14 protein-coding genes are annotated in these 13,852 nt (G+C 63.8%); 9 read left to right on the top strand and 5 right to left on the bottom strand.

From position 1 onward, the window contains the following. The first annotated feature begins 7 nt into the window (after positions 1 to 7). The 5 genes from ABIA96_RS22635 to ptsN all read left to right on the top strand — a co-directional run bounded on the left by ABIA96_RS22635 (position 8) and on the right by ptsN (position 5,032). Entirely contained in the window at positions 8 to 715 is a 708-nt protein-coding gene (locus ABIA96_RS22635) for an LptA/OstA family protein (protein WP_354139255.1), read from the top strand. A 221-nt stretch (positions 716 to 936) separates the two neighbouring features. Next, complete coding sequence (gene lptB / locus ABIA96_RS22640) at positions 937 to 1,938, top strand: LPS export ABC transporter ATP-binding protein (RefSeq protein ID WP_354139256.1); 1,002 nt, start codon at positions 937 to 939, stop codon at positions 1,936 to 1,938. Positions 1,939 to 2,028: 90 nt separating this feature from the next. Continuing rightward, on the top strand, positions 2,029 to 3,669 hold the full coding sequence (gene rpoN, locus ABIA96_RS22645; protein ID WP_354139257.1) for an RNA polymerase factor sigma-54: 1,641 nt from the start codon (positions 2,029 to 2,031) through the stop codon (positions 3,667 to 3,669). Between the two features lie 82 nt (positions 3,670 to 3,751). Further along, positions 3,752 to 4,351, top strand: coding sequence for a ribosome hibernation-promoting factor, HPF/YfiA family (gene hpf, locus ABIA96_RS22650; protein ID WP_354139258.1), 600 nt, complete (start codon positions 3,752 to 3,754; stop codon positions 4,349 to 4,351). 219 nt (positions 4,352 to 4,570) lie between these two features. Next, a complete protein-coding gene (ptsN, locus tag ABIA96_RS22655; RefSeq protein ID WP_354139259.1) occupies positions 4,571 to 5,032 on the top strand; it encodes a PTS IIA-like nitrogen regulatory protein PtsN in 462 nt (153 codons plus the stop codon). A gap of 293 nt (positions 5,033 to 5,325) precedes the next feature. Here ptsN and ABIA96_RS22660 read toward each other — a convergent pair whose 3' ends face one another. Then, positions 5,326 to 5,976 carry an FMN-dependent NADH-azoreductase gene (locus ABIA96_RS22660; RefSeq protein ID WP_354139260.1) on the bottom strand — a complete coding sequence of 217 codons (651 nt, stop codon included), beginning with the start codon at positions 5,974 to 5,976 and terminating at the stop codon, positions 5,326 to 5,328. Positions 5,977 to 6,059: 83 nt separating this feature from the next. Here ABIA96_RS22660 and ABIA96_RS22665 point away from each other — a divergent pair, with 83 nt between their 5' ends. Next, positions 6,060 to 6,956, top strand: coding sequence for a LysR family transcriptional regulator (locus ABIA96_RS22665; protein WP_354139261.1), 897 nt, complete (start codon positions 6,060 to 6,062; stop codon positions 6,954 to 6,956). 132 nt (positions 6,957 to 7,088) lie between these two features. Here ABIA96_RS22665 and ABIA96_RS22670 read toward each other — a convergent pair whose 3' ends face one another. Then, positions 7,089 to 7,727 carry a TetR/AcrR family transcriptional regulator gene (locus ABIA96_RS22670; RefSeq protein ID WP_354139262.1) on the bottom strand — a complete coding sequence of 213 codons (639 nt, stop codon included), beginning with the start codon at positions 7,725 to 7,727 and terminating at the stop codon, positions 7,089 to 7,091. Positions 7,728 to 8,009: 282 nt separating this feature from the next. On the opposite strand from ABIA96_RS22670, the gene ABIA96_RS22675 reads away from it, so the two are divergent. The 3 genes from ABIA96_RS22675 to ABIA96_RS22685 are packed head-to-tail and all read left to right on the top strand — an operon-like array spanning position 8,010 to position 11,559. Further along, positions 8,010 to 8,813, top strand: a complete 804-nt coding sequence (locus ABIA96_RS22675) for an SDR family NAD(P)-dependent oxidoreductase (RefSeq protein ID WP_354139263.1) — start codon at positions 8,010 to 8,012, stop codon at positions 8,811 to 8,813. A 36-nt stretch (positions 8,814 to 8,849) separates the two neighbouring features. After that, a complete protein-coding gene (locus tag ABIA96_RS22680) occupies positions 8,850 to 9,980 on the top strand; it encodes a DUF5938 domain-containing protein (protein ID WP_354139264.1) in 1,131 nt (376 codons plus the stop codon). A 55-nt stretch (positions 9,981 to 10,035) separates the two neighbouring features. Next, complete coding sequence (locus ABIA96_RS22685; RefSeq protein ID WP_354139265.1) at positions 10,036 to 11,559, top strand: AMP-binding protein; 1,524 nt, start codon at positions 10,036 to 10,038, stop codon at positions 11,557 to 11,559. A 232-nt stretch (positions 11,560 to 11,791) separates the two neighbouring features. Here the strand turns inward: ABIA96_RS22685 and ABIA96_RS22690 are convergent, their stop codons facing one another. From ABIA96_RS22690 to ABIA96_RS22700, 3 genes are all read right to left on the bottom strand, one after another. Next, positions 11,792 to 12,064: a BQ00720 family protein gene (locus ABIA96_RS22690; RefSeq protein WP_097663320.1), complete on the bottom strand. Its 273-nt coding sequence runs from the start codon at positions 12,062 to 12,064 to the stop codon at positions 11,792 to 11,794. 51 nt (positions 12,065 to 12,115) lie between these two features. Continuing rightward, a complete protein-coding gene (locus tag ABIA96_RS22695) occupies positions 12,116 to 12,541 on the bottom strand; it encodes an Hsp20 family protein (protein ID WP_354139266.1) in 426 nt (141 codons plus the stop codon). Positions 12,542 to 12,767: 226 nt separating this feature from the next. Further along, complete coding sequence (locus tag ABIA96_RS22700) at positions 12,768 to 13,850, bottom strand: sn-glycerol-3-phosphate import ATP-binding protein UgpC (RefSeq protein WP_354139267.1); 1,083 nt, start codon at positions 13,848 to 13,850, stop codon at positions 12,768 to 12,770. Positions 13,851 to 13,852: the final 2 nt, after the last annotated feature.

Genomic DNA, 13,852 nt, shown 5'->3' on the forward strand with positions numbered 1-13,852 from the left:
ATTTTTCATGCGCAGCGAAAACAAGCGTAGCGCCGCAGTGCTGATCCTCGCCCTGTCGCTGATCGCGGCAGGCGCAGCGTACGCGCAAGGTGCCATGCAGGGCGTACCCAACGCCATGCAGGGGTTTTCGCAGAACCGCGATCAGCCGATCCAGATCGACGCTGCGTCGCTGGAGATGCGCGACAAGAAGAAGGAAGCGACCTTCTCCGGCAATGTGAAGGTCGTGCAGGGTGACACCACCATGACCTCGAAGACGCTGGTGGTGTTCTACGAGTCGGGCGGCGACAAGACGGCTGCCACACCGCAGTCGGCACCTGCCAAGGGCGCGAAGGCGGCGCCGATGCAATCGGCGACGCCGGGGCCCGGCGGCGCTTCCTCGATCAAGCGGCTCGAGGCGCGCGGCAATGTCGTGGTGACCCAGAAGGATCAGGTGGTGACCGGAGAGACTGCCGTGTTCGACACCAAGACCAACCTCATCACCATGGTTGGCGGACCCGCTGGCCAGGTGGTCCTGACCCAGTGCCAGAACGTGCTGCGCGGTGACCGCCTGATGGTCGACATGACCACCGGCGTCTCCCGGGTGGAATCCGACAGCGGCCGGGTGCAGGGCCTGTTCATCCAGTCCCAGGGTGGTGCGAACGGCAAATGCGGAACCCCCGCAGCCCCGGGGGCGGGATCGCCTCTGCAATTGCCTGGCGGAAGTAAACAAAAGTAAATTCAATGGCTTGGCCCTAATGCGGCCGATCCGAGGTTGAAGCTTGCCCGGCGAGACTGTATCTAGCGCCCAGGGCTTTCGAAGCGGGGTCCGCCGCTTTTCGGGCGTGTTTCACTGGGCATGAGACATCCCTACATTCATGCTGCGCCGGCGAAGCAAGAGGCCGGCGCGGGAGACCGCGCGAGCACCGCGCAGGATCCGTAGAGGGCTAGAAGGCGGGGATGGTCGATCTATTCAGCATGTTCCGTCGGCGCCCCGCCAAGCGCGGCCGGCCAGGATTTGCCCGTCAGGACATCACCGCGCTCGGTGACAGCGTCGGCGGCCTCGTGGCGAGCCCGGTGCGGGACGCGCCGCCGATTGCCCGTGACCAGCCGATGCAGGCCTCGGACCCCTATGGCGTCGAGGCCCCGCCGCGGCCGCGGCCGGGGGCGGTGCAGCCTCCGAAGGCCGCTCCCAAAACCAGGACAAACGGCTCGAGCGGCCCGCAGCTGTTGCGGCGGCCCGGCTTCCTGGCTGTGCATAGCGTGGAAAAGAGTTTTGGCAGCCGGCAGGTGGTGCGCGGCGTCAGCATTTATGTGCGGCGCGGTGAAGCGGTCGGCCTGCTCGGGCCGAACGGCGCCGGCAAGACCACCGTGTTCTACATGATCACCGGCCTGATCAAGGCCGATCGCGGCGCGATCGAACTCGACGGTCACGACGTCACCAAGCTGCCGATGTATCAGCGCGCGCGGCTCGGCATCGGCTATCTGCCGCAGGAAGCCTCGATCTTCCGCGGCCTCACGGTCGAGCAGAACATCCGCGCCGTGCTCGAAGTGGTCGAGCCCTCACGCAAGAAGCGCGAGGCACAGCTGGACTCGCTGCTCGACGAATTCAACATCACGCGCCTGCGGAAATCGCCGTCGATTGCGCTGTCCGGCGGTGAGCGCCGCCGCGTCGAGATTGCGCGCGCGCTGGCAACGCGTCCGAACTACATGCTGCTGGACGAGCCCTTCGCCGGCATCGATCCGATTGCGGTCGGCGACATTCAGGACCTCGTCCGTCATCTCACCAATCGCGGCATCGGCGTGCTGATCACCGATCACAATGTGCGCGAGACGCTCGGCCTCACCGATCGCGCCTATATCGTCTATGCCGGTGAAATTCTGACGGAGGGCAGCCCGGAGGAGATCGTCGCTGATCCGGATGTTCGCCGCCTTTACCTTGGCGAGGAATTCCGCCTCTAGCCCTTTTTTCCATCTCGTCAAGGCGTGTACATCGGACCGCGACTGAGATAAGCAAGAATCGGACCAATTTTTGGGAACGGTTCTTGTTCGATGGCGCTGACGCAGAGATTAGAGTTCCGGCAATCGCAGTCGCTGGTCATGACGCCGCAGTTGATGCAGGCGATCAAGCTGCTGCAATTGTCCAATCTCGATCTCACGACCTTCGTGGAAGAGGAACTCGAGCGTAATCCCCTGCTGGAGCGGGCCAATGACGAGGCCCCCGGCGGCGACGCCCCGGCCGAGGCCGGCCAGTTCAGCGGCAGCGATGGCGACGATTCAGGCAGCCAAGGGGACGGTCAGGGCGATACTGACGGATTTGGCGGCAGCGGCGACGCCTTCGAGCCCGGCCAGGAAGAATGGCTGAGCAAGGATCTCGGCACCCGCGCCGAGATCGAGCAGACCCTGGACACAGGCCTGGACAACGTCTTCTCCGAGGAACCCGCCGAGGCGGCGGCGCGAAACGCCCAGGATGCCGCGCCGACGACCTATACGGAATGGGGCGGCGGTGCCTCCGGTGACGAGGACTACAATCTCGAAGCCTTCGTCGCCGCGGAAACCACGCTTGGCGATCATCTCGCCGAGCAGCTCTCGGTCGCCTTCACCGGTGCGGCGCAGCGTATGATCGGGCAGTACCTGATCGATCTCGTCGACGAGGCCGGCTATCTGCCGCCCGATCTCGGCCAGGCTGCCGAGCGTCTTGGCGCAACGCACGCCGACGTCGAGGGCGTTCTTGCCGTGCTGCAAAAATTCGATCCGCCCGGCGTCTGCGCGCGCAATTTGAGCGAATGCCTGGCGATCCAGCTCCGCGAGCTCGACCGCTATGATCCGGCGATGCAGGCCCTGATCGAGCATCTCGATCTCCTCGCCAAGCGCGACATCGCCGCCTTGCGCAAGCTCTGCGGTGTCGACGACGAGGACATCGCCGACATGATCGGCGAGATCCGCCGCCTCAATCCCAAGCCCGGCATGAAGTTTGGCGCGGCGCGCCTGCAGACCATGGTGCCGGACGTTTATGTTCGCCCGGGTCCGGACGGTGGCTGGCATGTCGAGCTCAACAGCGACACCTTGCCGCGCGTGCTGGTCAACCAGACCTATTATTCCGAGCTGTCGAAGAAGAAGGGCAAGGACGGCGACAAATCGTATTTCACCGACGCGCTGCAGAACGCGACCTGGCTGGTGCGCGCGCTCGACCAGCGCGCTCGCACCATCCTGAAAGTTGCGACCGAGATCGTGCGCCAGCAGGACGGCTTCTTCACGCATGGTGTCGCGCATCTGCGGCCGCTGAATCTGAAGGCGGTTGCCGACGCCATCCAGATGCATGAATCCACGGTGTCGCGCGTCACCGCCAACAAATACATGGCGACAAATCGCGGCACATTCGAATTGAAATATTTCTTCACGGCGTCGATCGCCTCGGCCGACGGCGGCGAAGCGCATTCCGCCGAAGCCGTGCGCCACCACATCAAGCAACTGATCGATTCGGAAGCGCCTGCCGCGATCCTGTCGGATGATACCATCGTGGAACGCTTGCGCGCCTCGGGCATTGATATTGCCCGCCGCACGGTCGCGAAGTACCGCGAAGCCATGCGCATTCCGTCCTCGGTGCAACGCCGTCGTGACAAGCAGAGCGCTCTTGGTAACGTCCTTTCCACCGCAATGCCCGATCGCTCCCGCAACACCGAGCCGGCCTGATTGCGCTGGCGCGAAATCGCGCTACTCTCCTCCCCCATCGCGACCGATCCAAGCTGGGCAAGCAAACCAAGCGAGGTATCAGATGACTCTTCGGATCTCGGGCAAGAGCGTTAGCGTCGGCGAGGCCTTGCGCGGCCGCGTGACCGACCGGACCGAAGAGGTCCTCCGTAAATATTTCGACGGCAATTATTCCGGCCACATCACGCTCAGCAAGGACGGCATCGGCTTTCGCACCGACTGCGCGCTGCATCTTGATTCCGGCATTACGCTGGAAGCCGATTCGAACGCGCAGGATGCCTATGCCAGCGCCGACCAGGCGCTGGTGATGATCGAGAAGCGGCTCAAGCGCTACAAGAGCCGGCTCAAGGACCGCTCGGCGCGCAAAGCCCATGTCGCCTCGGCAGCGCTGGCTGCGCTCGACGCGACCAGTTACGTGCTGGAGGCGCCGGGCGAGGGCGACGATGAGGACGAGGTCACCGGCTATAGCCCCGTGATCATCGCGGAGGCCACGACGTCGCTGAGGCAGCTGTCGGTCAGCGAAGCCGTCATGGAACTCGACCTCAGCGGGGCACCTTGCCTGGTATTCCAGCACGGTTCCTCGGGCCGGGTGAACATCATCTACCGCCGGGCCGACGGCAATGTCGGCTGGATCGACCCCCCTGGCGCCAAATCGGGCGATTAGCCGGCGCACGGGAGCCCGTATCAACCACAGCCCTTAACAATGACCGGGGCAAAGCCGCACGCGGGAGTTGGCACCGGGATTGCGTTGGAGTAGAAGCGCCCCACATCAGATCGGGGCTAAGTCCGCCTCCTGCTTCACCTTCTTGACGCCGGCCCGGCTCGGTTTCACCGAGCCGGCCAATTCGGAACCTGACGGTTTAATTCACCTCGGAACACTTCCATGCCGATTACCGATCTGGTCGCCCCGGAGGCGATTCTCCCGGCATTGAAGGTCAACAGCAAGAAGCAGGCGCTCCAGGAACTCGCGGCCAAGGCCGCCGAGCAGACCGGCCAGAACGAGCGCGCGGTGTTCGAGGTGCTGCTCCAGCGCGAGAAGCTCGGCACCACCGCGGTCGGCTACGGCGTCGCCATTCCCCACGGCAAGCTGCCCAAGCTGGAAAAGATTTTTGGCCTGTTCGCCCGGCTCGATCGCCCAATCGATTTCGAGGCGATGGACGGACAGCCGGTCGACCTCGTCTTCCTGCTGCTCGCCCCCGAAGGCGCCGGCGCCGATCATCTGAAGGCGCTGGCCCGCATCGCCCGCCTGCTGCGCGACCAGGACATCGCCAAGAAGCTCCGCGCCTCGCGCGATGCGCAGGCGATCTACTCGGTGCTGGCCCTGCCGCCGGCGACCGCGGCTTAACGCCTCGCATCATTGCCGACCAGCGAGAGAGCGAGTGTCGCAACTCGCTCGTGCCCCGGATCCAGCGCAGCCGGGACACGAGAGTTGAGCACGCTGTTAGCCTCGCACTCCGTCATTGCGAGCGAAGCGAAGCAATCCAGAATCTTTCCGCGGAAGGATTCCGGATTGCCTTGTCGCGAGCTCCTCGCGATGACGCCGCGAGAGCATCATCATTCAAAATGAAAACGGGCACGCCTTCATGTGAAGGCATGCCCGCCAAAATCCTCTTCGTGCACCGCTCTCGCGCGAGATGGCTACGCCACCACCGCAACTTGCTCCAGGGCGGCAGCAGCGCCTTGCGCCGCCTTGTCCGGACCGAAGCTTTGGGCCTCAGCACGGATGGTCTCGATGTCCGTTATGCCGATGAAGCCGAGGATCTGCTTCAGATAGGGAACCAGCATATCGTTGGCCGCCATCGGGCCGCTCGAATAGATGCCGCCACTGGCGGCGACCACGAAGACCTTCTTGCCTTTGATCAGACCGCGCGGCCCCTCCGGTGTCGGGAGCATCGTGCGGCCCGGCCATACGATATGGTCGATCCAGGCCTTGAGCGTTGAAGACGGGGCAAAGTTGATCATGCTCGCGGCGATGATCAACACATCGGCGGCCTCCAGTTCAGCGACCAGGGTCTCGGCCAACGCCACCGCTTCAAGCTGGGCGGCCGTCCGCTTCTCGGGCGCGAGCATGCGGCCAACGACATAGGCAGGATTGATGTGCGGCAGGGTCTCGGCGGCAAGATCGCGGACCTTGAGTGTCGCGCCCGGCCTCAGGGTCAACCGGTCGGCGAGCGCGTTCGCGACTCGCGTCGAAAGCGAGGCTTTGCCGCGCGGGCTGGACAGAAGCATCAAGACATGGGTCATCTGGTCGGGTCCTCGACACACGGGTTGGACATCAGGGCGCGCCATCGTTCGCGTTGGGACTCGGTAGACGGTTGTTGCCGCCGAAGAAACTGATGAACTTTAGTTCATCTCGATCTATAAATTAGAATATGGACGCCCTGACCCTCGATCAAATTCAGATCTTCCTCGCCATCGTCGACGAGGGCAGTTTCTCGAAGGCGGCGAAGAAGCTGAACCGCGCTCAATCGGCCGTGACCTATGGGATTCAGAAGCTCGAATCACAGATCGACATGCCGCTGTTCGATCGCACCGCTTACCGCCCGGCCCTGACCGAGGCAGGCCGCACGCTCCTGCTCCGGGCGCGCCGTATCGCGGAAGAGACGAGTGCCTTTCGCGATTCTGCGCGAAGTCTCGCCAGCGGGCTCGAAGCCGAATTGACCATCGTGCTGGACTCGATGTTTCCGATGCGTCCGGTCGTCGATGCGTTGAAGGCGTTTACAGAGAAGTTTCCGACCGTTCCGCCACGCGTTTACGTGCAGGCCCTGGGGGCGGCAACGGAGCTCCTGCTCGACGGGACCTGCATGATCGGGCTGCTGCAATTCATCTTCACCGACATCGCCGAGCTGAAGCGCTTCCACTTGCTGACCATCGACTTGATCCCCGTGGTCGCCCCGCAGCATCCGCTGGCTGCATACGATGGTCCGATCGAGACACGTGTTTTGCAACGACATGTTCAGCTCGTGTTGACAGACCGATCGGCGATGACCGCGGGCCGGGACTACGGCGTCCTCTCCGGTCAGACCTGGCGCCTCGCGGATCTCAGCGCAAAACATTCGATGCTGCTGGCCGGCCTTGGATGGGGAAACATGCCCGCGCACATGGTTGAGGACGACATCGCGCGGGGGCGTTTGAAAATCATCCGCCCGGTCGAGTTCGATGCCCGTGCTGCTCGACTCGTCATGGCTGGCGCCTATCGAGCGGATCAGCGGCTGGGTCGCGCCGGACAGTGGATGATCGAATATCTGTCGGCGATGGCCGAACGTTGAACATGCTTCGGCTGCAGCCTGATCGTCATTGCGAGCCACCGGGTCCGCGATTGCTTCGCTGCGCTCACAATGACGGCGCGAAAAAATCATCTCCCAAAATGAAAACGGCCACGCCGGCGCCGCTCGTGCGCGTCAGCAGACCGTCGGAAGTAGGCGCCGGACTTCGTCGAGCAGTTCGGCAATCGCCGTCTTGTCGCCCGCGAGGTGCTTGAGCAGCGCACTCTGGAATAGACCGTCGAACAGCGCGTAGAGCGCAGCCGGCGATGACGCCGGCCGTTTGTTGCCGAGCTCGGCATAGCGGGAGGCGATGCGCCAGATCATCGCTTCCAGGCTCTTGTCGATCTCGAGGACATCCTTGCGAAACGCCGCCTCGAACATCGCCTGCGAGCGCAAATCGTACCAAAGGCGGTGCATACGCGCTTCGCTCTGCAGAGTTGCTGCGAGCTTGGCGAGGAAACCCTCCGTCAATGCGTCGCGGCTCGTTGCGGTCGCGACGACATCGTCATATCGCGTCACGCACTTTGCCTTGTAGTGGCGGACGCAGCAGCAGATCAGGTCGAGCTTGTCGCTGAAATAATAGTGGAACACGCCGTGCGTGAACGCCGAGTTCTGCGCGATTTCGCGCAGGCTGGTGCGTGCGAAGCCGAGCTCTCCAAGCGTTTCGAGCGCGGCCTCGGCAAGCTCGATGCGCCGCGCGTTGAACTTCTCGTCGCGCAGCACCTCGGCCGCATCAGCCACACGCCGGGCCGCTCCCGTCACCTGCCGCGCCATCTCGTCCCTTCCTCAGTCCCGTTCTTTCAAGGACTTATACCGCGTCGATCGCGGATAGCTCCATCCCTCACAACCACTTCCTTTGACAACTGTCAAATTCGTTCTTGACAAGTGTCAAGATTCTGGCGGAGGTTCGCACCAAGAATTTGGACAGTCGTCAAGACGTCCGACCATGGAGGAACGCTTCGCTGGGTGCCGCCGAAAGGCCTGCGCCCATCGATCTGGTGCGCGCCGATTGGCGCGGCACGAAAAGATCAATCACCAGCAACGGAGGAGTGCGTCATGAGTGGGAAGAGCCTTGCAGGCAGGAAAGCCCTGGTCACCGGCGGTGCCCGAGGGATCGGCGCGGCCATCGCGCAGGCGCTGGCGCGAGCCGGCGCCTCGATCATGATCGCCGACATCCTGGAGGAGACCGGCCGCGCCAGCGCAGCCGCCATTGCGAAGGAAGACGTCGCGACGGGCTTCGTCCAGCTCGACGTCACCGACGACGCTCAATGGGAGCAGGCGGTTGCCAAGACCGTCACAACCCTCGGCGGCTACGACATTCTGATCAACAATGCCGGCATCGAGATCACGTCGCTGATTTCCGAGGTCAAGGCCGAGGACGCGCGGCGGATGTGCGACGTCAATATCGTTGGCACCGTGCTCGGCATGAAGCACGCCTTCCGTGCCATGCGCCCGGGCGGGCCGGCCGGCAAGGGCGGCGCCGTCGTCAATATCGCCTCGGTTGCGGCAACGATCGCCTTCCCAGGCATCGCGGTCTATTCGGGCACCAAATCCGCGGTCGACCGCATGACGCGGGTGGGAGCGATGGAAGCCGGCAAGCTCGGTTTCGGCGTGCGCGTGAACTGCATTTATCCGGGCCTGATCCCGACCGACATGGGCATGCAGCTCGCCAACGACATCGTCAAGGTCGGGCTCGCGGCTGACGTCAACGCCGCGGTCGGCTCGGTGGTGGAGCAAACCCCGCTTGGCCGGCTCGCCGAGGTCACGGATATCGGCGATGCCGCGGTGTTCCTGTGCTCGAACGAGGCGCGCTTCATCACCGGCATCGGATTGCCGGTCGATGGCGGCATGGGCATGTAACGACAAAGCCGACAACAAGCATTTCGGAGGATCGCAATGAGCGAGAAGAAGCCCGTCATCGTCTATGGCGCTTCCGGCTACACCGGCCGGCTGGTCTGCGAATATCTACGCGAGTACAACATCCCCTTCATCGCCGCCGGCCGCAGCAATGAGAAGCTCAACGCTGCGATGAAGTCGAATGTAGCGGGCATCGAGACCGCCGACTACGAGGTGGTCAAGGTGCCGCACACCGTGGCCGCGCTGACTGAATTGTTCAAGGGCGCCTCGGTGGTGCTCAACACCGTGGGCCCCTTCGCCAAATTCGGCGGCGAGGTCGTACAGGCCTGCCTCGCCTCCAAGTGTCATTACACCGACACCACCGGTGAGCAGGACTGGCTGATCACGCTCGAGCAGGAGTGGGGCACTCAGTTCGCCAATGCCGGGCTGCTGTTGGCGCCAGGCATCGCGCAGATGTACACCACCGGCGAGATCGCCGCGCAGCTGTGCCTGGAGACGCCCGGCCTCGACACGCTCGACATCGCCGTGTTCTGGGGCGGCAGCCCGACCATCGCATCGACGCAGACCATCCTGGTCAACGCCGCGATGGCCAAGGCCTATTATCTGGAGCAGAACAGGTACGTCGAGCATCAGCCCGATGCGGGTCTCTACAATCTCGCCATCCCCGGCCAGCACGAGCTGGCGCTGGCGCTGCCCTGGGGCGGCACCTCGCACCCGGTGTGGTTCAAGCGCGATCCCCGCGTGGCCAACGTCAAGGTGCTGGGCGGCGTGTTCAACCGCGCCCTGATGCTGGCCGTGCCGCAGATCGTTGCCGCCGCGCTGGATGCGACCAAGGACATGAAGCCCGACGACCGCTATGCCGCGTTGGCGCAGACCGCCGCCGGCGTGATGAACACCATGCCGCCACGGGAAAACCCGCGCGTCAACAAGTCGATGGATTCGGTGCACGCCTCGGGACCGCTGGGGCGCGCGCACTGCGTCATCTACGGCAACAGCAACTACAAGCAGACCGGCTTGCTGCAAGCCTATGCCGCGGCGCATTTGCTGCAGCAGCCGCCCAAGCGCGTGGGATTCGCCTCCGGCTGCCAGGCGTTCGGCCATCACGAGCTGCTCGGGCAATTGCGCAGCTTCGGGCTCGTAAGCAAGCCCATCCTGACCGTGCACGATTAAGTCAATCGCGGGTGGCGCGGCCTTGCGTCACCCGCTGCCGCTTCGGGTGTTGACCATGCGCTTCATCGATTACCTGGACAAAGGCGCCTCGCTCCGCGCTGATGCGCCGTGCCTGACCATGGATGGACGCGACCTCAGCTATCGCGAGGTGCAGTCGCTGAGCTATCGCGTCGCGCGCGGGCTCGCCCGATCGGGTCTAGCTGCCGGCGAGAAGGTCGCAATCCTCTCCAGCAACGATCCGGTCGCGTTTGCCTGCGTGTTCGGCATTTCCCGCGCGGGCCTGGTCTGGTGCCCGATCAATCCGCGCAACGAGGCGGCCGAAAATCGGCTCATCCTCGACCAATTCGACTGCAGCCTGCTGCTGTTTCATTCGAGCTTCGCACCGATGGTCGAGGCGGTGCGCGCAGAGCTGCCAAAGCTGCGCGCCCTTGTCTGCCTCGATGCCGAGTTATCCTTCGCGCCCTCGTTCGACAGCTGGCTCGCGGGCCTCACTGAGGACCATTATCAACGCGAGACGGTCGACGATCTCGCGATGATTCCCGGCACCGGCGGCACCACCGGCAAACCGAAGGGGGTCATGCTGTCGGGCCGAAACATCGAGGCCATGACGGCGCTGACGCTGATGGGCTATCCCTTCAAGGGACGTCCGATCTATCTCGCGCTCGCGCCGCTGACCCACGCGGCCGGCGTGCTGTGTTTCCCGATCATGGCGCTCGGCGGCCGCATCGTGATCATGCATCACCCCGACATCGCCGAATTTCTCGATCTGATCGAGCGCTATCGCGTCACGCACACCTTCCTGCCGCCGACCGTGATCTACATGCTGCTCGATCATCCGAAGCTCAGCTCCGCGAGGCTCGGGTCGCTGCAATGCTTCTGGTACGGCGCGGCGCCGATCTCGGCCGCGCGGCTGGCGGAGGCGCTCCAGCGTATCGGGCCGATGGCGCAGTTGTTCGGTCAGACCGAAGCGCCGATGATGATCTCGATGATGGCACCTGGCGAGCATTACAATGCCGACGGCACGATCGCGATGGAGCGTCTCGCCTCGGCCGGGCGGATCAGCCCGCTGGTGCAGGCCGGCATCATGGATGGCGACGGCAATTTGCTGCCGAACGGCGCACGCGGCGAAATCGTGGTCCGCGGTTCGCTGGTGATGGAGGGCTATTACAAAAATCCCGAGGCTACGGCGGAGGCCTCAGCGCATGGCTGGCACCACACCGGCGACATCGGCTACATCGACGACGACGGCTACCTCTATATCGTCGATCGCGCCAAGGACATGATCATCACCGGCGGGTTCAATGTCTACTCGATCGAGGTCGAGAACGCGCTGCGGGCGCATGAGGCGGTGCAGGATTGCGCCGTGATCGGACTGGCGGACGAGAAATGGGGCGAGCGGATCGTCGCCGTGGTGCAGCCTCGCGCCGGCCATCGAATTGACCCCGTGGCGCTCGCCGCCTTCGTCAAGGGACAGATCGGCAGCGTCAAGACGCCGAAGCAGATCGAGGTCTGGGACGATCTTCCGCGTTCCAAGGTCGGCAAGGTGCTGAAGCCGGACATCCGCGCGCGATTGACCTGATTGACCTGATCAAGCTGCCCCGCGCGTAAGGCGCGGACGATCGAACCCTGATCTATCCATGCGTCATTGCGAGCGTAGCGAAGCAATCCAGATTCCCTCAGCGGAAAGACTCTGGATTGCTTCGCTGCGCTCGCAATGACGAGGAGGGGACGTCATCTCACAAAATGAAAACGGGCACGCCTTCGTCTGAAGGCATGCCCGCTCAAAACTCTATTCGTGCGACGCGCGTGCGTCAGTGCACGCTCACCGCTTGCAGCTCGTTGCTCCAGGCATTCGCCACCGCGGCTTCGCGGCTGTCGGTCAGCATGATCGGCGTGCCGTCGGCGGCGTGGAGCGCGAACAGCTTGAGGCCGGGCGCAATCTTCGGCGCTTCGGGGAACAGGCCGGGCACATCCTCGGAGCGGATCTGCTTCACATAGGCGATATGACCTTCGCCGAGGGTTGCCAGCGTCTCGGGCGAGACGGCCTTGGCTTCGTATTCGAACGCAACGTGACCTTCACTCATGGTCTCGACTCCTTCACAGAAACTAAGCGGTCGAGTCCGCTACTCGTTCCATTATTCGTGCTCATTGATAGCGATTGTCTTAACGATCCTCTCCGGTTCAGGCCGGGCAAGTTCGACCGACAACAGCCCGTTTTTCAGATCCGCACCCAGCACCAGCATCCCCTCCGCCAGCACGAAGGTGCGCTGGAAGTGGCGCGCGGCGATGCCGCGATGGATGTATTGCCGGGTCTTGTCGTCCTGCTGCCGCCCGCGGATCACGAGCTGGTTTTCCTCAATGGTTACATCGAGTTGGTCGCGGGTGAATCCGGCGACCGCCAGCGTGATGCGCAAACGCTCGGGCTGGCCGTCCGACCGGTCGCACCTCTCGATATTGTAGGGAGGATAACCGTCGGCGCCTTTGACGACGCGATCGAGCACGCGCTCGATTTCGTCGAAGCCCAGAAGGAACGGGCTGGAAAGCGTGGGAACACGAGACATAGTTTACAAAGTCCTCTCGAAGCGACTTTGGCATTTCAGGGCCCGGAAGCGGCGCCCCTTGGTCAGCAATATGGGCATATCCCCGTGGGGGTTCAAGGACGTAGCGGAGGGCTGTGGATTCACTGTTTCCGCGTGGCCCGGTGATGATGGGTTTGCGGGCCGATTTATCTCAACGAAAACAGACCCCCTTCTACTGTGCATGGGGTTGTTTTCGCAGCTTTTGATCTCAGGCCTCGATTCGCGTCCGCCCGTCGCCGCTGAAGAGGTGCAGCTTTTGGCGTACCGACGCGACGCGGATCTTTTGGCCGATCGGCGGCGCCTCGGAGCCGGGGATGCGGACGATGACTTCGCCGGGCGGGAGTTCGCCCGGGGTGGCGGCGACGCGCTGCTCGTCCTGGGCGCGCGAGCCATAAATAAAAGTTTCGGCGCCGACGCGCTCGATCGCTTCCACGGTGAGCGGCAATGCGATGCCGCCGGCGGGGGTCTGGTCGGTGATGACGAAATCCTCCGGACGGATGCCGAGGATGCCGGCGTCGCCTGCGCTGCCGAGCTGCGACTTGATCTCGTCCGTGCGCGTCGACATCAGATTCATCGGCGGCGCGCCGATGAAGGAGGCAACGAAGGTCGTCGCCGGCTTCTCGTAGATCGCGAGGGGATTGCCGACCTGCTCGACCTGGCCGCCGTTCATCACCACGAGAATGTCGGCGAGCGTCATCGCTTCGAGCTGGTCGTGGGTGACGTAGATCGACGTGGTGTTGAGGCGGCGCTGCAATTTACGAATCTCGACGCGCATCGCGATGCGCAGCTTGGCGTCGAGGTTCGACAGCGGCTCGTCGAACAGGAACACTTTGGGCTGGCGCACGATGGCGCGGCCCATGGCGACGCGCTGGCGCTGGCCGCCGGAGAGCTGGCGCGGCTTGCGTTCCAGCATGGCTGAGAGCTCGAGCACGCGCGCGGCTTCGTCGACGCGGGTCTTGACCTCGGCCTCCTTCATGCCGCGGTTGCGCAGGCCATAGGCCATGTTGTTGAAGACGCTCATATGCGGATAGAGCGCGTAGTTCTGGAATACCATCGCGATGTCGCGATCGGCGGGCTCGACCTGGTTGACGACACGGCCGCCGATGTCGATCTCGCCGCCGGTGACGGTCTCGAGCCCCGCGACCATCCGGAGCAGCGTCGACTTGCCACAGCCGGAGGGACCGACCAGCACGCAGAACTGGCCGTCGCCGACATCGACGTGGACACCCTTGATGGCCTCGAAGCCGCCGGGATAGGTCTTGCGGACGTTGCGCAGGGTGACGTTGGCCATAA

Source organism: Bradyrhizobium sp. LB11.1, from assembly GCF_040549385.1.
Classification (GTDB): domain Bacteria; phylum Pseudomonadota; class Alphaproteobacteria; order Rhizobiales; family Xanthobacteraceae; genus Bradyrhizobium.